Raw genomic sequence first — 21,338 nt, forward strand, 5'->3', positions numbered from 1 at the left:
AAAGATCAAGAGATCGCCAGGCAAGCTCGCCCCTACAGGGGGATATTCGCTTCAGACCCCTTTGGTTGAAGGCAGCAAGAGGGTCAAAATTCCCAGCAAGGGGAGGTACGAACACAGCGAGTACACAGACTCAATGCCGTGGATGTCGGCCAGATGCCCGAGCAGTGCCGCTCCGATGCCGCCAAAGCCGAACATCAAGCCAAAGAACACGCCTGCGATCATGCCGACATTGCCCGGCACCAGTTCTTGCGCGTACACCACGATGGCGGAGAACGCGGAAGCCAGGATGAAGCCGATGATCATGCTCAAGATGCCGGTCCAGAACAGGTCGACATACGGCAATGCAAGGCTGAAAGGCGCAGCGCCCAGAATCGAGAACCAGATCACCGCTTTACGGCCGATTTTGTCGCCAATTGGACCGCCGAAAAAGGTGCCCGCCGCCACTGCGCCTAAAAACAGGAACAGGTAGAGCTGGGAAGTGGCCACCGACAGGTCGAACTTCTCGATCAGAAAGAAGGTGAAGTAGCTGGTGAAGCTGGTCATGTAGAAGTACTTGGAAAACACCAGCATCGCCAGCACCACCAGTGCGGCCGTGACGCGTTGTCTGGACAGGCCGTGGGTGGCCACAGTGCCTTGTTTAAGCTTGAACAGGTTGAGGTGCTGGCGATACCAGCGGCTCAAGCCGTACAGGATCCCGATGGCGAAGACCGCAAACAGGCCGAACCACGCGACATTGCCCTGACCGTAGGGGATGACAATGGCTGCGGCCAGCAGCGGGCCAAACGCGCTACCCGCGTTACCACCGACCTGGAACGTTGATTGCGCCAGGCCGTAGCGCCCGCCCGAGGCGAGGCGTGCCACTCGCGAAGTTTCGGGGTGGAAGGTCGAGGAGCCGATCCCCACCAGTGCAGAGGCCACCAGAATGGCGGTGAAGGTGCCGACCAATGCCAGCATCAAAATCCCGATCAAGGTGCACACCATTCCGGCGGGCAGCAGCCAGGGCTTGGGGTGACGGTCGGTGTAGTAGCCGACGCCGGGTTGCAGCAAGGATGCCGTTAGCTGGAAAGTCAGCGTAATCAGGCCGATTTGGGTGAAGCTCAAGCCGTAGTTGGCTTTTAGCATTGGGTAGATGGAGGGCAGCACGGCCTGAATCAGGTCGTTGATCAGGTGAGCCAAGGCGCAGGCAGCGATCACGCGCATCACCAGCGGGCTGGTTTGACTGGCCACCGAATCGTTGGGGCTAGGGTTCGCGGTGGCCGAAGGGGTCGTACTTATTGTTGACATCGACGTTCATCCGATCAGGGAAACAGGGACATTGGGGTGCACAGCGGCAAAGCAGCGCCTATCCTAGGATTCGCGAAATTGCCTGTCTCGCGCAATTCGGGCAGTCAACCTCTCAAAAAGGGCAGCATCATCAAACCGTTGAAAGAATTTCTGCTTGAGGTCGACCAAGCGGTCTGGCCAGTCAGAAGCAGCGCGACTGATTACCCGGCTGACTGGGTCATTGCGCCTCACTCGCACACCAAACATCAGCTGTTGTATGCCATTGAAGGGGTGATGGTGGTGCATTCGGCGATGAGCCAGTGGACAGTGCCACCGAGCCGCGGGATATGGATGCCTTGTGGCCAGGTGCATTCGATTCGTTGCGTGGGCCCGCTGAAAATGCGCAGTGTGTTTGTGCGGCCCGACGTGGTGGCGCAGTTGCCCACTGAGACCCGTGCAGTGAGTATTTCGGCGCTGCTGAGTGAGTTGATCAAGGCTTCGATTGAAATCACCGAGCCTTACGAGATCCAGTCGCGAGGCGAGCGGATCATGAACCTGATTCTGGACGAACTGGCCATCTTGCCGGTCTTGCCGTTGCACCTGCCGCAGCCGGTTGACCCGCGCATTCAGACCATATGCGCGGTGTTGCAACGAGACCCGGGCGACGGCTCAACCCTTGCGCACTGGAGCGCGCGGCTGGCGCTGGATGAAAAAACCATCCAGCGGCTGTTTCACAAAGAAACCGGCATGACGTTTGGCCAATGGCGCCAGCAATCGCGTTTACTGCTGGCGCTGGAGCGGATAGCCATCGGCGAAAAAATTATCGATGTCGCCGGAGCTCTGGGGTACGACAGCCCTAGCGCATTCACCACCATGTTCAAAAAGCAGTTCGGTAAAACGCCGAGCAACTTCTTTAAATGAGTGTCGCGCCTACCCCTCTGTATTTGCCTATGTACGTGTTTCCAATATTCGCTATAGCGTTATTTCTATAGCGAAAACCCCGGCAAACACAGGAAATAACCGGGGTGGAGATCTTGAAGATTTCGATCACTGCCCGAATCAAGGGTTTTGGATTCTGCAAATCCAGCTCGCTCACCCGAGCAAAGCTTAGACACCTGCTGGCCTGAGACCTGCCGACGTGGGAGCTGGTGCACGTTTTTTCGGGTGTGCCAGCGATAAGTGGAGTCGCAAAATAGACACGCAGGAGCAAAAAAAATGACATCCGCTGCGTTAAGGTAGTGCACCTGGACATAGTTTGGATTCGTCTAAACCGGTAACGACAGATCATTTACAGAGGAACAAAGCATGGTATCGGCATCTGCGGTAATTGAAATTCCGGCTTCGGCCGATCAGGTGTGGCAATTGGTGGGTGGCTTCAATTCGCTGCCGGATTGGCTCCCGATGGTTGTCAAAAGCGAGGCGGGCGAGGGTGGTCGTCTGCGTCACTTGCAGACCCAGGACGGCACGGTCATTGTTGAGCGACTTGAGGTGTTCGATAACGCCGGTAAAACCTACAGCTATTCGATCACCGAAGGCCCGTTCCCAGTGACGGATTACTTGGCCACCTTGCTCGTTGAAGCGCACGGTACGGGGGCACGCGTGACCTGGTCTGGACGTTTTACCCCGGCGGGGATCAGCGAGGCTGAGGCTCAAGAGCTGTTCAAAGGCGTTTATCAGGGCGGGCTGGACGCGCTGCGGGGCAACTTCCCGGGCTGAGCTGCGCAGACGACGCCACGGGCGGCGATGGGTTGCGTTGCGCCGTAACCCCGGGATTGAAGGGCCTTGGGCCCTTATCGCAGCCTGTGGCAGCGGCGACTGAATTTCAGGGGCATGCCATGAAAGTTGCTTTACATGACCTGGATCAGTACCGGCCCCTAAAAAAACCTGCAAAATTCCTTGTTACTTGTTGTAACACTGGGATATTATCGCCTTGCGTTCACCTACCACGGTTTATGCATTTTTAAGCCCCAAGTTTCCATCAGCTACTTGGGCTTTTTTTTGCCTGGAATTCAAGATTGGATCCAGTTCTGGATGTGCTCCCCGTGGGATGCCCGATGGCGTGCGGCAAGCCCTTTTTTTGCTACGAGATTTGCGCGTGCCATGGGGCTGTGGGAACTGCCGAAGGCTGCGATCTATTGATCTTGAACGTCAAAAGATCGCGGCCTGCGCCAGCGCCTACAGGAGGGTGGGGTGATCAATCAATCGCCTGCGAACTCCACTCGCCATTCACCAAGCGCTGCAAGCCCAGTGGGTTATTGTTCTGCAGCGCCTCGGGTAACAGAGCGTCGGGGTAGTTCTGGTAACACACGGGGCGCAGGAAGCGATCAATGGCCAGTGAGCCAACCGACGTGCCGCGTGCGTCCGAGGTCGCGGGGTACGGACCGCCGTGCACCATGGCATCACACACTTCAACCCCAGTCGGGTAACCGTTGACCAGAATTCGCCCAACCTTTTGCTCAAGAATCGGCACCAGCCACTGATAGTGCTGAAGGTCTGCCGGCTCGCCGATGAGGGTTGCGGTCAGTTGCCCGCGCAAGGCCAGCAATGCGGCTTTTAGCTGAGCGTCATCTTCGACTTCGATGAGGATGGTCGCCGGGCCGAAGACTTCTTCTTGTAGCAGGGGATCTTTATTCAGCAGCAAGCTGACATCCGCCTTGAACAGTTGGGGCTGCGCTTGCGTGCCTGATTGACCATTACCGGTGAGGTGGGTGATACCGGCATGCTTGATCAGGTGCTCTACGCCCTTGGCGTAATTGCGCAGCCCGCCTGCGTTGAGCAGGGTGTGCGGCGCCTGTTCGCTCATGTGCTGGGTAAACTGTTCGACAAAGGCCGAGAACTCAGGCGAACGCACGCCGATAACTAGCCCAGGGTTGGTGCAGAACTGACCGCCGCCCAAGGTGACAGAGGCCGCCAGATCCTTGGCCACGGCCGCACCGCGCGCTGCCAATGCTTGAGGCAAGAGGATCACCGGGTTGATGCTCGACATCTCGGCAAATACCGGGATTGGCTGTTCGCGTTCGGCGGCCATTTTGCTCAGGGCGTTACCGCCGTGCAGCGACCCGGTGAAGCCCACGGCCTGGATGGCCGGATGCTTGACCAGCGGCTCGCCGACGCCTGCGCCGAAGATCATGTTGAACACGCCCTTGGGCATACCGGTCTTTTCGGCGGCGCGGATAATCGCGCAGCCCATTTGGTCAGCGGTTGCCATGTGCCCGCTGTGGGCCTTGAACACCACCGGGCAACCGGCGGCAAATGCGGCAGCGGTATCGCCACCGGCCGTCGAGAATGCCAGCGGAAAGTTACTGGCGCCGAACACGGCAATCGGCCCTACGCCAATGCGGTATTGACGCAGGTCTACGCGTGGCAGGGGTTTACGGTCTGGCAGCGCCAGATCAATGCGTGCGCCTAAAAAGTCGCCACGCCTCAGGACCTTGGCGAACAGTCGCATCTGGCCACTGGTGCGACCACGCTCCCCTTGAATTCGCCCGGCGGGCAGTGCGGTTTCGCGGCATACCAGGGCCACAAAGTCGTCGCCCAGTTGGTCGATTTCATCCGCGATGGCGTCCAGGAATTGTGCGCGGCGTTCAGGACTCAATTGGCGAAAGTCAGCAAAGGCCTCCTCGGCGGCATTGGCAGCGCGGTCGACTTCTTCGGGCGTGGCCTGATGGAAGTCAAACGCCAGCGCCTCACCGGTGCTGGCGTCCAGGCTTTGAAGGGTGATGGTACCCGCAGCGCTGCGGGTGCCCGCGATAAAGTTGTGGCCTGTTACGGTCGACATTGATTCAGTCCTTGTAGATAAGCGTGAGTGCTGCGTGAGGGTTAACTCAGCGCACCAGACAGGGTTTTTTATTGTCGAATTTCCAGCCGGGGATCATGAACTGCATGGCGACGCTGTCGTCCCGTGCGCCCAGGCCCATGCTTTTATACAGCTCGTGGGCTGCGGCCACGGCGTCCATGTCAATGTCTACGCCCAGGCCGGGTTTGGCCGGAACCTTGACGTGACCGTCGACAATTTGCAGCGGCTCGCGGGTCAGGCGCTGGCCGTCCTGCCAGATCCAGTGCGTATCAATGGCGGTGATTTCGCCCGGCGCAGCGGCGGCCACCTGGGTGAACATGGCCAGCGAAATATCAAAGTGATTGTTGGAGTGCGAACCCCAGGTCAGGCCCCACTCGTGGCACATCTGTGCGACCCGGACCGAGCCCTGCATGGTCCAGAAATGCGGATCGGCCAGCGGGATGTCGACGGATTGCAATTGAATCGCATGGCCCATTTCGCGCCAGTCGGTGGCGATCATGTTGGTGGCGGTCGGCAGCCCGGTGGCGCGCCGGAATTCGGCCATCACTTCGCGGCCCGAATAGCCGTTTTCCGCGCCGCACGGGTCTTCGGCATACGCCAGTACGTGGTGCTGGTCGCGGCATAAGGCGATGGCCTCTTTCAGCGACCAGGCGCCATTCGGGTCCAAGGTGATGCGGGCATTCGGGAAGCGTTCAGCCAGCGCGGTCACGGCTTCAATTTCTTCGGCCCCGCGCAGTACACCGCCCTTGAGCTTGAAGTCGTTAAAGCCATATTTGCTTTGCGCCGCTTCAGCCAGACGCACCACGGCTTCTGGGGTCATGGCCTTTTCATGACGCAAACGGAACCAGTCATCGGCATCCGCTTCGCTGCGGTACGCGAGGTCGGTTTGCTGGCGGTCGCCGATGTAAAACAGATAGCCAAGCATCTTCACCGCGTCGCGCTGCTGGCCTTCGCCGAGCAAGGCGGCGACCGGTACTTCGAGGAACTGACCGAGCAGGTCAAGCAGGGCGGCTTCCATCGCCGTGACCGCGTGGATGGTGATGCGCAGGTCAAACGTTTGCAGGCCCCGGCCCGCCGAGTCTCGCGCAGCGAAAGTGGAGCGCATCCGGTTGAGAACGCTCTGGTAGTTGCCAATAGGCTGGCCCATTACCAGGCTGCGGGCGTCTTCCAGGGTTTCGCGGATACGCTCGCCGCCCGGCACTTCGCCGACGCCGGTATTGCCGCTGCTGTCCTTGAGAATCACGATATTGCGAGTAAAGAAAGGGCCGTGGGCGCCGCTGAGATTGAGCAGCATGCTGTCGTGGCCTGCGACCGGAATCACTTGCAGGCTGGTGATGACCGGGGTTTTTGATGGGGGGTGTGAGTGCTCGGCATTCATGGCATGGTCCTTAAAAGCGTCAGGGGTTGGCCCTTCATTATTGTTATGGGGGTGGGGATCCAAGGAGTTGCTTTAAGTTGACAGACATCATACGAGTTGAAATTTCGACTCGCAATCATCCGAAGCAAACAAAATGGTTATAAAAAATAGATTTAATAGGTGGTTGCGGCTGGTTTATGGGCTTTTTAAGCGCTTTTATCGGTTCAAACCTTAAAGGGAGTCTTGTTCAGTCCGAATTTGGGTTCAACGACAGCGCTGCTTAAAAGGAATGTTGGGTTGGTTGTCGTACGTGTTGGAAAAGGGTTAATCACCTAATGCCAGTCTTGTGGTGCATAACCGCTCGAGGCGATACCGGGATGAAAATGAATCTGCTTTACCTGCGTGCTATCGTGTTTACCTTTTTTAAGGGAGCATCCAATGCGAATGTTGATTGGCGTCATGAGCATGGCCTTGCTGGTCGGCTGTGTGTCACCTGCGATGAATGATGCGCGAAGCAAGAGCCCGACGCGGGTTTTAAGCTCTACCAAAGAAGCCCCACTGGTTGCTGAGTGCATCAAGTTTTCATGGCAGGACGAAAGCGTGTTCGGAGTCGATGCTAGCGCGTATATCAACAGCGAAAAATCTGGGCACCTGACCGTTTATACCCGCGGCGCCGAGTCGTTTGCCGATCTGGTGCCACAAGGCACGGGCACGGCCCTGAGCTATTACGCCAAGCAGCCGGATGACAGCGCGGCGATGCGTCGTCTGGCGATGTTGGCGACGTGCCTGTAACGCGGAGGTTTGGGTGTTGAGGCAACGGCAGTGAGCTTGAAACCAGGCTTTGTGCTGACCCGGCACTGGCGCGACACGCCGCTGGGGGTAGAAGTTGAATTGTGGCTGGCCACCGATGAGGGGCCGCAGCACGTGCGCCTGCCGCTCCAGACTTCGGTGGCGTTTATCCCGGTGGCACAGCGTGATCAAGCTCAAGCTGTGTTAAAGGATGAGCGTAACGTCGAGTTTCGTGATTTGGCACTGTGTGATTTTCAGTCGCGGCCGGTGCTCGGCGTTTACTGCCGCCAGCATGCCCAACTGATCGACATCGCCCAGCGCCTGCGCCGCGCCGGTGTTGATGTGTATGAGGCCGACGTACGTCCCCCCGAACGTTTTTTGATGGAGCGCTTCATCACCGCGCCGGTGAGCTTTAGCGGTCAGGCCCAGGCCGACGGGTTACTGCTAAACACCCAGATGAAACCCCACCCTGACTATCGACCTCGCTTGAAGCTGGTGTCGCTGGACATTGAAACCAGTGCCCAGGGTGACCTGTATTCCATTGCCCTTGAAGGCTGTGGCCAGCGTCAGGTGTACATGCTGGGCAGGGCCACCGACGCCGACACACCGGTGGATTTCGACCTTGAGTACTGCGCCACCCGTGGCGAATTGTTGCAACGCCTCAACCAATGGATGGCCCTTCACGACCCCGACGCGATCATTGGTTGGAACGTGGTGCAGTTCGACATGCGGATCTTGCATGAACATGCTCGGCGTTTGGGCATTGCGCTGCTGCTGGGGCGCGGGGGCAGTGAAATGCAGTGGCGCGAGCACGGCACCCGCAAAAACCATTTCTTTGCCAGCGCCGCCGGGCGTTTGATCATCGACGGTATTGAATCGCTGCGTTCAGCAACGTGGTCATTTACCTCTTTCAGCCTGGAAAACGTCGCCCAGACTCTGCTAGGCGAAGGCAAGGACATCAGCACCCCATACCAGCGCATGGACGAAATCAACCGCATGTTCATCGAGGACAAGCCCGCCCTGGCGCGCTACAACCTCAAGGACTGCGAGCTGGTGACGCGCATCTTTGCAAAAACCGAACTGCTGACCTTTTTGCTGGAACGTGCCTCGGTCACGGGGCTGGAAGCGGACCGCAGCGGCGGCTCGGTGGCGGCGTTTTACCACTTGTACATGCCGCTGATGCACCGTCAGGGGTTTGTCGCGCCCAACCTTGGAGACAACCCCCCGCAAGCCAGCCCTGGCGGTTTTGTCATGGAATCGCAGCCAGGCTTGTACGAATCGGTGTTGGTGCTCGACTACAAAAGCCTCTATCCGTCGATTATCCGCACCTTTCTCATCGACCCGCTGGGGCTGGTCGAAGGCCTGCGCCAGCCTGACGCTGAACATTCGGTGCCGGGTTTTCGCGGGGCGCGTTTTTCACGCACTCGGCATTGCCTGCCGGCCATCATCGAACGGGTTGCCAATGGGCGAGAAGTGGCCAAGCGCGAAAAAAACGCCCCGTTGTCCCAAGCCCTGAAAATCATCATGAACGCGTTTTATGGGGTGCTGGGCTCCAGCGGCTGCCGTTTCTTCGACACCCGGCTGGCGTCGTCAATTACCCTGCGCGGGCACGAAATCATGCTCAAGACCCGGACGCTCATTGAAGCGCAAGGCTACAGCGTGATCTACGGCGACACCGACTCCACGTTTGTCTGGCTGCGCAGTGAACACAGCGAAGCCGACGCCTCGCGTATCGGGCGCGAACTGGTGCAGCATGTCAATCAATGGTGGCAAGCCCACGTGCGCGATGAGTACGGCCTCACCAGCGCGCTGGAATTGCAGTTTGAAACCCACTATAGCCGGTTCTTGATGCCGACCATTCGAGGCGCCGAAGAAGGCAGCAAAAAGCGCTACGCAGGCTTGGTGGCGCATGCGGACGGGCGTCGGGAGATGGTCTACAAAGGGCTGGAAACCGTGCGCAGCGACTGGTCACCACTGGCTCAGCAGTTTCAGCAGGCGCTGTACCTGCGCATCTTCAATCGTGAGCCGTATCAAGACTACGTGCGTGACTTCGTGCGCAGCACCCTGGCGGGCGAGCATGATGAACTGCTGATCTACCGCAAGCGCTTGCGTCGTCCATTGAGCGACTACGAACGCAACGTACCGCCACATGTACGGGCCGCGCGCCTGGCCGATGAATACAACGACCAGCAGGGGCGGCCACGGCAATACCAGAATGGCGGCACCATCAGCTACGTCATCACTGTGGCGGGCCCGCAGCCGTTGGAAAACCGCACCGCTGAGGTGGATTACGATCACTACCTGACGCGTCAGCTACAACCCGTGGCCGACGCGATTCTGGTGTTTGTCGACGACGACTTCAGCGCCCTGGTAGGCGGCCAAATGGGCTTGTTTTAAGCGTCGCTGGCCGGTGTTGCGGCCTTGGAGCGGGCACGGTCTTTGGCGGCTTTGGCTTCAGCGGCCAGACATTCCAGACAAAACTGCTCGGCATAACTCATCAGGATTTCGGTGGTGTCGCCTTTGATCGTGCGCGAGCCGGCGAGGATATAACGCATGCGTTTTTCGGTGACACCGATGCGCTGGGCAATCCAGGCCGGGGTTTGGCCGATGCGGTCGACCAGTTTGTTCGCGTATTCGGTGGAATGGTTATAGCGTTCAGCGTTGGGAAACATAGGGCGTCCTGGGGCGAAAAATAAAAGCCGGACGGCAGGGTACTCCTTTTCGCCGGGCACGCCTGTTTTTAAACGATTGGGGTGATAGGAGGCGTCTGGTTGTGCGACGACTGGGTCGCCAATCGCAGCGATCGTAAAGCTGCGCCCTGGATGTGTCTGGTTGACCGCGCAGGTCAATTCTTAACCCCTCAACGGCTAACTGATCGGCTGTTGCGCGCGTTGCAGTTCGCTGCCAAGCAGGGTGTTTTTAACAGGTAAGGAGCGAGCGTGCTCGCGATCTTTTAAAGGATCGCGAGCACGCTCGCTGCTACAGGTGGGGCTTTACCGCGCCGGGGCTGTTTTCAAGCCCAGGCCCTGCGTCGAGCGCGAAATCACGGTAATGACCGCCAGCGCTGCAATCACCAGACCCGGGGATGTGGCCAGCAAGACGCCAGTTGTGCCTGCACCGGCGGCCAGAATCTGCCCGGCGGCCAAAGGCCCAGCGACTGAACCCAATCGGCCAATTGCCACGGCTGCGCCCACGCCGGTTGCACGCACCGTGGTGGGATACAGAGGCGGAGCCAGCGCGTACAGCACCAATTGGGCGGCCATCACAAACAGGCCCGCTGCAAAGCCCGCCATTGCCATGGGCACAATCCCGACCGAGAAGCCGACCCCGGCCAATGCCGCCAGCAGTCCGGCATACACGCTCAACACCACTTTGATCGGGTTGCAGCGATCCAGCAGTAAGCCGCCCAGCAAGGAGCCCAGCGTGCCACCAATGTTGAACAGCATTTGCACCATGCCTGCCTGTGGCTTGGTGAAGCCTTGTTCAAGTAACAGCGACGGCAGCCAGTTCAGCAGCATGTACATCACGGTCAGGGTGAAAAAGTAACTCAGCCATAACCCCGTTGTAGATATGGCGCGGCCTTCGCCAAACAACGCCTTGGCGGTTGATACGCGAGTGGCATGCACGGCGCTTTGACGAAACACGCTGGATTCGGGCAGCAGCATGATCATCAACGGAACCACCAGCAGCGGGGCCAGGCCGCCGATGATAAAGGTGGTTTGCCAGTGGTCATGGGCGAACATTGCGACCACCGCAGCCAGTGCGCCGCCCAGCGGCACGCCGCAGTACATGACGCTGATGGCCGTGCCGCGACGACGTTCATCCACCGCTTCAGCGCACAGTGCAATCAGGTTCGGCAGGGCGGCGCCCAGGCCCAGACCGGTCATGAAGCGCACGAGCAGCAAGTGCGAATAGCTGTCGACGTAGGCGGTCAACAACGAGAAAACACCAAACAGGGTAACGGCACCGATCAAGATTTTCTTGCGGCCGATACGGTCGGCGATCCAGCCGCCGAAAAACGCTCCGGGCAGCAGGCCAATGATCCCGACGCTGAACACCCAGCCCATCATTTTCGGGTCCAGGGCGAAGGTTTGGCGCAAACCTGCGGCAGCCGTTCCGGCGGCTTGCAGATCAAAACCTTCGATGAGCGCAACGATAAAGCACAAAGCGATTGTCAGCGTCGAACGCTGCTGTGGAGTGTTCATGGGTGAACCTCATTCTTGTTTTTGTAGGGGGGGGCTTTCTGCGAGCCGAATAAAGATTAACAAAGATAACTAAAAAAAGAATCTGTGTTTTTAAAAGCCTCTAAATAGGTTTTAAGCCTTATAAAACAAAAGGGTAGATTGACTGGGTTGATAATTTCAAAAAATAGATAATGAAGTTAATGTTCGATTATCGGTCATGGGTGATTGACGTTGCCGTGGGTTGTTTCCATTCTCTGCCGGGAGAATCGCCATCAGAGCGATCTGTTCGTGCCAAAAACAACAATAAATGGACAACCACTATGCTTAAGCTCAACCAAGGCGCTTCCCCGTTAATTCCTCTCTCGTGCATTGCGCTGAGCCTGTTTTCCAGTGGGCTGATGGCCCAGGGTTTTATCGAAGACAGTCACGGCACCTTGACCCTGCGCAATTACTACATGGACCGCGACTACAAGGATGGCGGCGCCAAAACGGCTGCCCGTGAATGGGCGCAAGGCTTTATTGCCAATATGGAATCGGGCTTTACCGAAGGCACGGTCGGTTTCGGGCTGGATGTGCGCGGATTGCTGGGTGTCAAGCTGGACTCTTCACCTGATCGCAGCGGCACCGAACTGTTGCCGGTCAACAGCGACAAACAGGCGGCCGACGAATATTCGCGTCTGGCCTTCACCGGCAAAATGCGCGTTAGCGAGACCACACTCAAAACCGGTGATGTGTCGATTTTTCTGCCGTTCGCCTTTGCCAGCCCCTCGCGCCTGCTGCCGCAGACCTTTTTAGGCACGATTGTGAGCTCCAAGGAAATCCAGGACCTGACCTTCAATACGGGCTATATCGACCGTATCAACAAGCGTGACTCGACCGACTATCAGCCGATGTCAATTGCTTCCCCCAACGGGCGTTTCAAAGGTTCAGCCACGACCTCGCACCTGGCTTATGCCGGGGGTGATTACCAGGTCAACAAAGACTTGAGCCTGCGTGCCTACCACGTTGAAGTGGCCGATCTTTACAAGCAGAGCACCTTCGCCGTGCTGCACAAACTGCCTGTGGGCGACGGTGTGCTGACCACTGACCTGCGCAGTTTTTTCAGTGACGAGGCGGGCAGCGCCAAGGCGGGCAAGGTCGATAACGTTAACGTGTCGGGGTTGTTGGGGTACCGGCTGGGTGGGCACGGTTTCGGCGTGGGGTATATGCACGCCAGTGGTGATACGGCCACGCCTTATATCTCGGGCACCGAGTTGATGGGCATGAGCGAGCTGACCATGAGCTCGGATTTCCTTAACGCCAAGGAGCGTACCTGGCAGGCGATCTATGACTACGACTTCACAGCGGTCGGGCTGGTCGGTTTAAAAAGCCGTCTGCGTTATGTGCGCGGCGACCATATCGAACTGGCGTCGTTGAATGCCAACGATCGCAAGGAGCGCGAGTTCCAGATGGAGCTGGGGTATGTGATCCAGAGTGGGCCGCTGAAGAACCTTGGGCTCTTGGCGAGAAAATCGATATACCGCAACAATTTTCCGACCGGGGCGGCATTTCGCGATGAAAACCAGACCCGTTTCATCGCCGTGTATACCTTGCCGATTTGGTAACCCAACCCCCTTGCTCGCGATCTTTTAAACGATCAAAAGATCGCGAGGCAGGCGCGCTCCTGCCGGGGCCGGGTGGGCTGCCAAGCTTTTGGCAGGGCTTTTGATCCTAATTGTGAAGGCCGTTAATCCTGATACACCTTTTTCAACAACCGCAACAGCTCTTCGCGCTCGGCAGGGTCGAGCGCAGAGGTGGCGTCTATATCGCTCTGCGCCGCGATTTGCTTGAGCTCCTTGAGCAGCGCTTCGCCGGTCTTGCTCAAAAAAATCCCGTACGAGCGCTTGTCGGGTTTGCACCGAACCCGTACCGCCAGGGCGCGGCTTTCCAACTTGTTCAGCAACGGCACCACTTGCGGCGGCTCAATCGACAGCGCGCGCGCCAGGTCGGCCTGCATCAGTCCAGGGTTCTGGTCAATGATCGCCATGGCCGAAAACTGTGCGGGTCGCAGGTCATGGCTGGACAGTTGGTTTATCAGGGTTTGGAACAGCTTGAGCTGAGCGCGACGCATGGCATAGCCGATCAGATCATCGAGTGCTGCGTCTAGCGGCACTTGCACGTCAGTGCCAGCGGGCAGGGCCTCTTGAGTGTCGGGAAGCGTTGCAGGCTTGGCCATGGGAAGAGAAGTCCTTGCGCGAATGAAGTTAATAAGCCTATCTATTTTGCCGAGGTTGCGAGTCGATAGCTACCGTTGCGTTATTTAACCTGACCCGGAGGGCTAAGAATTTGGTTAATTCGATTAATAGTTAATTGACATAACTATATTTGAGGGTTAGTTTTCAGTCATCTACAAGCGAACAACAAGAGAGCAATCGCGATGAGCAAATACGAAGGCCGCTGGAAAACCGTCAAAGTCGAAATCGAAGACAGCATCGCGTGGGTGATTTTGAATCGTCCGGAAAAACGCAACGCCATGAGCCCCACCCTGAACCGCGAAATGATCGATGTTCTGGAAACGCTGGAGCAGGATCCGGATGCAGGCGTGTTGGTGTTGACCGGTGCCGGTGAGGCCTGGACAGCGGGCATGGACTTGAAGGAGTACTTCCGTGAAGTGGATGCCGGTCCGGAGATTCTTCAAGAGAAAATCCGCCGTGAAGCCTCGCAATGGCAATGGAAGTTACTGCGCATGTACGCCAAACCGACCATCGCGATGGTCAATGGGTGGTGCTTCGGGGGTGGTTTCAGCCCGCTGGTGGCCTGCGACCTGGCGATTTGCGCCGATGAAGCGACCTTTGGTTTGTCGGAAATCAACTGGGGTATTCCGCCGGGCAATCTGGTGAGCAAAGCCATGGCCGACACCGTGGGGCATCGCCAGTCGCTGTACTACATCATGACCGGCAAGACTTTCGGCGGGCAGAAAGCGGCCGAGATGGGCCTGGTCAACGAAAGCGTGCCCTTGGCGCAATTGCGTGAAGTGACCGTGGAGCTGGCGCGCAATTTGCTGGAGAAAAACCCGGTGGTACTGCGCGCCGCAAAGCATGGCTTCAAGCGCTGCCGCGAACTGACCTGGGAGCAGAACGAAGATTACCTGTACGCCAAACTCGACCAGTCTCGTCTGCTGGACACCGAAGGCGGGCGTGAGCAGGGCATGAAGCAGTTTTTGGATGACAAGAGCATCAAGCCCGGATTGCAGGCTTACAAGCGTTAACCTGATGGTTTTTTTAGTCGTACGCGGCGATGGGGGCGGAGCGCCCTCCGGGGCTGAAGGTCCTTAGGCCCTTATCGCAGCCTGCGTCAGCGGCTACAACGAGCGTTGCAGTCGCCTCAAAAATCAAGCATTCCCTATAAAGACAATAAAGAGGAATCACCATGTTGGACGTGCCCCTGTTGATCGGCGGCTTGTCGTGTCCGGCCCGTAACGGTCGAACATTCGAACGCTGCAATCCGGTGACCGGCGAGGTGGTGTCGCGCGTTGCCGCCGCGACTCTGGAGGATGCCGATGCCGCCGTGGCGGCTGCTCAGGCGGCATTCCCTGTGTGGGCCGCACTGGCGCCCAATGAACGGCGCACACGGTTGTTGGCTGCAGCCGATCTGTTACAGCTGCGCAGCGCCGAATTCATTGCCGCCGCCGGAGAAACCGGGGCCATGGCCAACTGGTATGGCTTCAACGTCAAACTGGCGTCCGGCATGCTGCGCGAAGCTGCGTCGATGATCACCCAGATTAACGGCGAAGTGATTCCTTCGGATGTGCCCGGCAGCTTTGCCATGGCGCTGCGCCAACCGTGTGGCGTGGTGTTGGGCATTGCCCCGTGGAACGCGCCAGTCATTCTCGCCACCCGGGCGATTGCCATGCCGCTGGCGTGTGGCAACACCGTTGTGCTCAAGGCTTCGGAACTGAGCCCGGCGGTGCACCGGCTGATCGGTCAGGTGCTGCAGGATGCGGGCTTGGGCGATGGCGTGGTCAACGTCATCAGCAACGCCCCGGCCGATGCCCCGGCGATTGTCGAGCGGCTGATTGCCAACCCCGCTGTGCGCCGGGTCAATTTTACCGGCTCGACCCATGTGGGGCGCATCGTTGCCGAACTGTCGGCGCGCCACCTCAAACCGGCACTCCTGGAGTTGGGCGGTAAAGCGCCGTTTCTGGTGCTGGACGACGCTGACCTTGATGCGGCCGTCGAAGCGGCGGCGTTCGGTGCTTATTTCAATCAGGGGCAGATTTGCATGTCCACTGAGCGCCTGATTGTCGATAACCAAATAGCCGATGTGTTTGTCGACAAATTGGCGAGCAAGATCGCGACGTTGCCGGCGGGCAACCCCGACTCTGCCGATTCTGTGCTGGGTTCGCTGGTGGACAGCAACGCCGGGCAGCGAATCAGGGCCCTGATTGACGATGCCGTGAGCAAGGGGGCAAGGCTGGTTGCTGGTGGGCAGGTAGAAGGCAGCATCATGCAGCCAACTTTGCTCGATAACGTCACCTCAGACATGCGTTTGTACCGCGAAGAATCCTTCGGCCCGGTTGCCGTTGTGTTACGCGACACCGGCGATGAGGCGTTACTGCGTCTGGCCAACGATTCAGAGTTCGGCCTGTCGGCGGCGATTTTCAGCCGTGATACCGGTCGCGCCCTGGCCCTGGCGCAGCGAGTCGAATCGGGTATTTGCCACATCAATGGGCCGACGGTGCACGACGAGGCGCAGATGCCATTTGGGGGGGTCAAGAACAGTGGCTACGGCAGCTTTGGGGGGAAGGCGGCGATTGAGCAATTTACTCAATTGCGCTGGATCACCTTGCAGAACGGACCGCGTCACTACCCGATCTGATCGCCGCGATTCAAGGCATAACAATAATAAGGATGCAGCCACAGGTTGCCATGTCTGCCCCGTGCCGCTTGAGTGTCGGCCGGGCAGGGCATGCCTTGCAGGAGGAACACGACGTGAGTTTCGAATCCAAATCGCCGACCCGGCCGCGTTATCGCCAGGTGTCTATCGGCCAGCCTCAGGTTGAAATCAGCGAAACGTCCGGCATTTTGCACATGCGCTCATTGGAGCCACTGCAGGAGATGCCCGAACGCTTGCTCGACCGTCTGGTGCATTGGGCGCACGTACGCCCGGACCATACATTTATTGCTGCCCGTGAAAATGGCGGCGACTGGCGTCGGGTCAGCTATGCGCAGATGCTCGACGCGGTGCGCGCCATCGCCCAGAGCCTGCTGGCGTATGGCCTTTCGGCTGAGCGGCCCTTGGCAATCCTGTCCGGCAACGACATTGAGCATTTGCAGATTGCCCTGGGGGCGATGTACGCGGGTATTCCTTATTGCCCGGTGTCCCCCGCCTATTCGTTGTTGTCGCAGGACTTTGCCAAGTTGCGGCATGTCTGCGAACTGTTGCAGCCGGGGTTGATCTTTGTCAGCGACGCTGCGCCTTTTCAGCGGGCCCTTGAGGCCGTGTTGCCCAGCGATACGCCACTGGTGACGGTACGCGGTGAAGTGCCGGGGCACCAACAGGTGAGTTTTGCCAGTCTGTTGCTGCAACCTGGCGGCGCAGAGGCTGAGGTGGCGTTCAAGGCCACCGGCCCGGACACCATTGCCAAGTTTCTCTTCACCTCGGGCTCCACCAAATTGCCCAAAGCGGTCGTTACCACCCAGCGCATGCTGTGCGCCAACCAGCAAATGCTCTTGCAAACGTTTCCGGTGTTCAGCGAAGAGCCACCGGTACTGGTGGACTGGCTGCCGTGGAACCACACGTTTGGCGGCAGTCATAACGTCGGCATCGTGCTCTACAACGGCGGCACGTTGTACCTGGACGGGGGCAAGCCTACGGCGCAGGGCTTTGCCGAAACACTGCGCAATTTGAAAGAAGTGTCACCCACCGCTTACCTGACGGTGCCCAAGGGTTGGGAAGAACTGGTGACGGCGCTGGAAAACGATGCCCAATTGCGCGATCGGTTTTTCGCCCGCATGTCGTTGTTCTTTTTCGCAGCGGCAGGTTTGTCGCAAAGCATTTGGGACCGGCTGGACCGGGTCGCCGAACTGCACTGTGGTGAGCGCATCCGCATGATGGCCGGGCTGGGCATGACTGAGGCGTCGCCTTCTTGCACGTTTACCACCGGGCCGCTGTCGATGGCCGGCTACATCGGTTTGCCCGCGCCGGGGTGCGAGGTGCGGCTGGTGCCGGTAGACGGCAAGCTGGAGGGGCGTTTTCGCGGCCCGCACATCATGCCGGGCTACTGGCGTGCGCCCGAGCAAAGCGCTGAAGCGTTCGACAATGAAGGCTTCTACCGTTCCGGCGATGCGCTGAAACTGGCGGATCCGTGCAACCCGCAGTGGGGATTGATGTTCGATGGACGTTTGGCCGAAGACTTCAAGTTGTCCTCGGGGGTGTTTGTCAGCGTTGGGCCGCTGCGTAACCGTGCGGTGCTGGAAGGCTCGCCCTATGTGCAAGACCTGGTAGTGGCTGCTCCGGATCGCGAATGCCTGGGGGCGCTGGTGTTCCCGAGGCTCTACGAGTGTCGGCAGCTCTCGGGCTTGCCCGCGACTGCCAGTGACGCGCAAGTGTTGGCCAGCGAGCCGGTTCGCAGCTGGTTTGCGCACTGGTTGCAACGCTTGAATCGTCAGGCCAGCGGTAATGCCAGCCGCTTGGAATGGATCGCTTTGCAAGATGAGCCCGCGTCGATTGATCGGGGGGAGATCACTGACAAAGGTTCGATCAATCAGCGCGCGGTCTTGCAATGGCGGGCGGCACAGGTGGAGGCGTTGTATCGCGGCCAGGAGCCATCGATTCTGCGTGCCGGGGCTGCATCGTGAAGCCGTCAGGGCAGTATTGCGCCTTCAGCGATGCCGCCATTGTCGAGGCGGTGCGTACCCCGTGGGTGGATCTGGGAGGCGAGCTGGCGCAGGTGTCGCCGATTGATCTGGGGATCAAGGTCGGTCGCGAAGTGTTGGCGCGCGCCGGGCTGGATGCGCAGGCCGTGGACTCGGTGCTGGCCGGTTCCATGGCCCAGTCCAGTTTCGATGCCTACATGCTGCCGCGTCATATTGGCTTGTACAGCGGAGTGCCCCAACAGGTGCCGGCCCTGGCGGTGCAGCGAATTTGCGCCACCGGTTTTGAACTGCTGCATCAGGCTGCTCGGCAGCTGAGCGAGGGCATGGAATTGGCGCTGTGCGTGGGGGCTGAATCCATGTCGCGAAACCCGATTGCTGCGTACACCCATCGCGGTGGTTTTCGGCTTGGGGCTGCGGTGGGGTTCAAGGACTTCCTGTGGGAAGCGCTCTACGACCCGGCACCGGGGCTGGACATGATTGCCACTGCTGAAAACCTGGCCAAGCGTTATGACCTGAGCCGCGAAGCAGTGGATGCCTTTGCCCTCAATAGCCATCAACGGGCCTTGAGCGCACAGGCCAGCGGCTGGTTTGAGGATGAAATCGTCACGCTGCGCACTGAGCAGTTTGAGTTAAGTGGTTATCAGCCGCGGGGTATCAGCTTGTCGCGCCGTTGTGAAGCCGTCAGTCGCGACAGCCATCCTCGCAGCACCGACAGTGTGGCTCTGGCACGGCTGGTCCCTATTCATGAGCAGGGCGTGCAGACGGCTGGCAACAGTTGCGCCGTGGTTGATGGCGCTGCGGCCGCGCTGGTGGCCCGTACTTCATCGCTCCAGCGGCCCGCCCTGGCGCATCTGCTGGCCAGCGCCGTGGTCGGCGTAGCGCCGCAAGTGATGGGCATCGGCCCGGTTCCGGCGATCCAATTGTTGCTGCAACGCAGTGGCCTGGCGCTAGGCGATATTGGCCGGTTTGAAATCAACGAAGCCCAGGGTGCGCAAGTGCTGGCCGTGGCGCGGGCGCTGGAACTGGACACGCAAATCCTCAACTGCCGGGGCGGCTCGATTGCGCTGGGTCATCCGCTGGCGGCGACAGGCTTGCGCCTGGTGCTGACCTTGGCGCGGCAGTTACGCGAACATAACGTGCGTTACGGGATCGCGGCGGCCTGTGTGGGTGGCGGTCAAGGCATGGCGGTGCTGATCGAGAATCCGCATTTTTCGACGAATTGAGGCTTTTTTATGTGGCAATACCAGGCGCCGCTGCGCGACATGCAATTTATCTTTGAACACTGGCTTGAGGCTCCATCGGCCTGGGCCTGTGCCGATGCATTCCAGGGGCTGGATTTGCCGCTGGCGTTGCAGGTTCTGGAAGAAGCGGGGCGCTTCAGTGCGCAGGTGCTGGCGCCGATCAATGCCAGCGGTGATCGTCAAGGGTGTCGGTTTGAGGGGGGGCACGTGACCACTCCGGCAGGTTTTGCCCAGGCTTACCGGGCTTACGTTGAAGGCGGCTGGCCTGCGCTGGCCTGTGCCGAAACGTTCGGCGGGCAAGGGTTGCCGCAACTGCTCGATGCTGCGCTGCAAGAAATGCTTTATGCCAGCAACCACGGCTGGGCCATGTACACCGGCATCGCTCATGGGGCCTACCTGTGCCTTAAACACCATGCGCCGCAGTGGATCCAGGACCTTTACCTGCCGCAGATTATCAGCGGTGAGGCATTGGCGACCATGTGCCTGACTGAGCCTCAGGCAGGCAGCGATGTCGGCCTGTTGCGCAGTCGTGCCGAGCTGCAGGCCGATGGCAGTTATCGCCTCAATGGCAGCAAGTTGTTTATATCGGGTGGCGAGCACGACCTGACCGAAAACATCCTGCATCTGGTACTGGCGCGCTTGCCCGATGCGCCCGCAGGCAGTCGAGGAATTTCATTGTTTCTGGTGCCCAAGCTTTTGCCGGGTAGCCTGGCTAACGGCGTGCGCTGCGACGGTATCGAACACAAAATGGGTATCAAGGGCAGCGCCACGTGCTCGCTGGTGTTTGATGGCGCGAAAGGCTGGTTGCTGGGCGAGGCCGATCGCGGGTTGGCGGCTATGTTTGTGATGATGAAATCGGCACGTCTGCACGTCGGTCTGCAAGGGTTGGGGCATGCCGAAGCCGCGTGGCAGAACGCTTACAGCTATGCCCGGGAGCGCAGACAAATGCGCGCGCCGTTGCGGCCGGCCGCAGTGGCCGCAGACGCTGCGGATCCTATTCACTTTCACCCGGCCATGCGCCGCGTGTTGCTGGAGCTTCGAGCCTATACCGAAGGCATGCGTGCAGTCGGTTATTGGGCGGCACACCTGCTCGATCAAGCTGACCCGCGAGCCTTGCGTCTGGCAGAACTGCTGACTCCGGTGATCAAGGCGTTCTTTACCGAGCAAGGATTTCGCCTGTCCAGCAGTGCGCTGCAAGTATTTGGTGGTTACGGCTATGTGGCCGAATTCGCCATCGAACAAACCTTGCGCGACAGCCGTATTGCGATGATTTACGAGGGCACTAACGAGATACAGGCCAATGACCTGTTGTTGCGTAAAGTGCTGGGCGATGAAGGCCGCACCTTTGACGAGTTATTGGCCGTGATGCGCGAAGAAGCCAGGGCCGACGGTGGTCCGTTTGGGGAGCCGTTGGCGAAGCTTTGCGACAAGCTTCAAGCGGTGTGCGGCGTGGTTCAGGAGCAGGCGTATGAGGATCGAGAGTATCCCTATCGGGTTGCAGGGGATTTTCTGCGTCTGTGTGGTCTGGCGTTGCTGGGGTTTGCTTGGGCGCGCAGCGCCAGGGTTTGTCGGCAATTACCCGAAAGTGACCCGCTAAGGGCGCAAAAACTGCAAACCGCTCAGTACTTTTTTGCCTATGAGTTGGCACAAGTGGATTACCGGATAAGCGCCATTGAAGCGGCAAAAGCGAGTTTGGCGTTTTTGGATTAATGGATTAATGGATCCATTGGGCGTCACCTTCTCTGCAGGCGCTAGCTTGTCTCGTGATCATTTGCTCGTTTAAAAGATCGCGAGACAAGCTCGCGCCTGCAGCTCAGGTGAAATTGATCGATAATCGCACAGTAATATTTA

General features: G+C 58.9%; 16 protein-coding genes. 10 read left to right on the top strand and 6 right to left on the bottom strand.

Going from position 1 to position 21,338, the window contains the following annotated elements; translation table 11 throughout:
- Positions 1-51: 51 nt before the first annotated feature.
- Positions 52-1,284 carry an MFS transporter gene (locus tag ACIQYF_RS15075; RefSeq protein ID WP_402863088.1) on the bottom strand — a complete coding sequence of 411 codons (1,233 nt, stop codon included), beginning with the start codon at positions 1,282-1,284 and terminating at the stop codon, positions 52-54.
- Between the two features lie 78 nt (positions 1,285-1,362).
- On the opposite strand from ACIQYF_RS15075, the gene ACIQYF_RS15080 reads away from it, so the two are divergent.
- Both ACIQYF_RS15080 and ACIQYF_RS15085 read left to right on the top strand, forming a co-directional pair.
- Positions 1,363-2,184 (top strand): AraC family transcriptional regulator, encoded by an 822-nt coding sequence (locus tag ACIQYF_RS15080; RefSeq protein ID WP_402863091.1) that lies wholly within the window; start codon positions 1,363-1,365, stop codon positions 2,182-2,184.
- A 384-nt stretch (positions 2,185-2,568) separates the two neighbouring features.
- Entirely contained in the window at positions 2,569-2,979 is a 411-nt protein-coding gene (locus tag ACIQYF_RS15085) for an SRPBCC family protein (protein ID WP_402863094.1), read from the top strand.
- A gap of 478 nt (positions 2,980-3,457) precedes the next feature.
- On the opposite strand, the gene ACIQYF_RS15090 is transcribed toward ACIQYF_RS15085, so the two are convergent.
- Positions 3,458-5,041, bottom strand: coding sequence for an aldehyde dehydrogenase (NADP(+)) (locus tag ACIQYF_RS15090; protein ID WP_402863097.1), 1,584 nt, complete (start codon positions 5,039-5,041; stop codon positions 3,458-3,460).
- 46 nt (positions 5,042-5,087) lie between these two features.
- Entirely contained in the window at positions 5,088-6,437 is a 1,350-nt protein-coding gene (gudD, locus tag ACIQYF_RS15095; protein ID WP_402863100.1) for a glucarate dehydratase, read from the bottom strand.
- A gap of 417 nt (positions 6,438-6,854) precedes the next feature.
- Between gudD and ACIQYF_RS15100 the strand changes: the two genes are divergently transcribed.
- Together ACIQYF_RS15100 and ACIQYF_RS15105 are read left to right on the top strand one after the other, a co-directional pair.
- Entirely contained in the window at positions 6,855-7,208 is a 354-nt protein-coding gene (locus ACIQYF_RS15100) for a hypothetical protein (protein ID WP_402863103.1), read from the top strand.
- A 30-nt stretch (positions 7,209-7,238) separates the two neighbouring features.
- The gene (locus ACIQYF_RS15105) at positions 7,239-9,602 is read left to right on the top strand and encodes a DNA polymerase II (protein WP_402863106.1); all 2,364 of its coding nucleotides are present in this window, start codon (positions 7,239-7,241) and stop codon (positions 9,600-9,602) included.
- Here ACIQYF_RS15105 and ACIQYF_RS15110 read toward each other — a convergent pair.
- Together ACIQYF_RS15110 and mhpT are read right to left on the bottom strand one after the other, a co-directional pair.
- Entirely contained in the window at positions 9,599-9,877 is a 279-nt protein-coding gene (locus tag ACIQYF_RS15110; RefSeq protein ID WP_019408293.1) for a hypothetical protein, read from the bottom strand. The genes ACIQYF_RS15105 and ACIQYF_RS15110 overlap by 4 nt on opposite strands.
- 321 nt (positions 9,878-10,198) lie before the next feature.
- The gene (mhpT, locus tag ACIQYF_RS15115) at positions 10,199-11,410 is read right to left on the bottom strand and encodes a 3-(3-hydroxy-phenyl)propionate transporter MhpT (RefSeq protein ID WP_402863110.1); all 1,212 of its coding nucleotides are present in this window, start codon (positions 11,408-11,410) and stop codon (positions 10,199-10,201) included.
- A gap of 377 nt (positions 11,411-11,787) precedes the next feature.
- Here mhpT and ACIQYF_RS15120 point away from each other — a divergent pair, with 377 nt between their 5' ends.
- Positions 11,788-12,993 carry an OprD family porin gene (locus ACIQYF_RS15120; RefSeq protein ID WP_402863226.1) on the top strand — a complete coding sequence of 402 codons (1,206 nt, stop codon included), beginning with the start codon at positions 11,788-11,790 and terminating at the stop codon, positions 12,991-12,993.
- Between the two features lie 122 nt (positions 12,994-13,115).
- Here the strand turns inward: ACIQYF_RS15120 and ACIQYF_RS15125 are convergent, their stop codons facing one another.
- Positions 13,116-13,604, bottom strand: coding sequence for a MarR family winged helix-turn-helix transcriptional regulator (locus ACIQYF_RS15125; RefSeq protein ID WP_402863114.1), 489 nt, complete (start codon positions 13,602-13,604; stop codon positions 13,116-13,118).
- Between the two features lie 201 nt (positions 13,605-13,805).
- Here ACIQYF_RS15125 and ACIQYF_RS15130 point away from each other — a divergent pair, with 201 nt between their 5' ends.
- From ACIQYF_RS15130 to ACIQYF_RS15150, 5 genes are all read left to right on the top strand, one after another.
- Complete coding sequence (locus tag ACIQYF_RS15130; protein WP_402863117.1) at positions 13,806-14,636, top strand: p-hydroxycinnamoyl CoA hydratase/lyase; 831 nt, start codon at positions 13,806-13,808, stop codon at positions 14,634-14,636.
- 161 nt (positions 14,637-14,797) lie between these two features.
- Positions 14,798-16,246 carry an aldehyde dehydrogenase gene (locus ACIQYF_RS15135; protein ID WP_402863120.1) on the top strand — a complete coding sequence of 483 codons (1,449 nt, stop codon included), beginning with the start codon at positions 14,798-14,800 and terminating at the stop codon, positions 16,244-16,246.
- A 113-nt stretch (positions 16,247-16,359) separates the two neighbouring features.
- Complete coding sequence (locus tag ACIQYF_RS15140) at positions 16,360-18,228, top strand: feruloyl-CoA synthase (protein WP_402863123.1); 1,869 nt, start codon at positions 16,360-16,362, stop codon at positions 18,226-18,228.
- Positions 18,225-19,469, top strand: a complete 1,245-nt coding sequence (locus tag ACIQYF_RS15145) for a thiolase family protein (RefSeq protein ID WP_402863126.1) — start codon at positions 18,225-18,227, stop codon at positions 19,467-19,469. The genes ACIQYF_RS15140 and ACIQYF_RS15145 overlap by 4 nt, the downstream gene beginning before the upstream one ends.
- A gap of 9 nt (positions 19,470-19,478) precedes the next feature.
- A complete protein-coding gene (locus ACIQYF_RS15150) occupies positions 19,479-21,197 on the top strand; it encodes an acyl-CoA dehydrogenase family protein (RefSeq protein ID WP_402863129.1) in 1,719 nt (572 codons plus the stop codon).
- Positions 21,198-21,338: the final 141 nt, after the last annotated feature.

It is taken from the genome of Pseudomonas sp. NPDC096917, assembly GCF_044762555.1.
Classification (GTDB): domain Bacteria; phylum Pseudomonadota; class Gammaproteobacteria; order Pseudomonadales; family Pseudomonadaceae; genus Aquipseudomonas.